Annotated in this window: 1 pseudogene; it reads right to left on the bottom strand. The window is 50.9% G+C overall.

The features are described 5' to 3' along the window. A pseudogene (locus D0X99_RS20485) lies at window positions 1-542 on the bottom strand (hypothetical protein); the annotation flags it as partial.

Consider the following 542-nt stretch of genomic DNA (forward strand, 5'->3'; position numbering starts at 1 on the left):
GAGGAGTATTCCATGGAACAGTGATCATCTCCGGATTTTCCAGCCCAATAATCAGTCGGTTGCTCAGCGTGATGGTGAAGCTGACCTTCGTCTCATTATCAAAACTGTCTCCTGCCGTCAACGTAACCACCACTTCTCCCGGCTGGGAGTAAACCGTACCCGGCAAAGGGGTTTGGGTAAAGCTGACCAGCTTACAATTGTCCGATGCTGCGGCAATTTGTGTAAAGTCAGGCATCACGTAAGGCATGTCACTGTAAAGAATCACCTCAAAATCCTCCGGTACTTCCGTGATTTCCGGAGCTGTTTCATCTACAATCCTAACCTCCTGGGTCTGTTCCGTCTGGTTTCCGTTTGAATCTGTAAATATCCAGGTCACAACGGTGCTTTCGCTAATCGGCAGAACCGTGGCGGTAGTCGCAACCAGGGTTCCTTGGCAGTTGTCTGTGGCCGTTGGCGGAGTCAGCGTGTCAAGACTGCAAACTGCTGTGATCACCGGCAATTGAGTTTGTGAAGGAACCGGAGCAAGCTTGTCCTCCACGGTT

The organism is Algoriphagus lacus (assembly GCF_003583985.1).
GTDB classification, from domain to species: domain Bacteria; phylum Bacteroidota; class Bacteroidia; order Cytophagales; family Cyclobacteriaceae; genus Algoriphagus; species Algoriphagus lacus.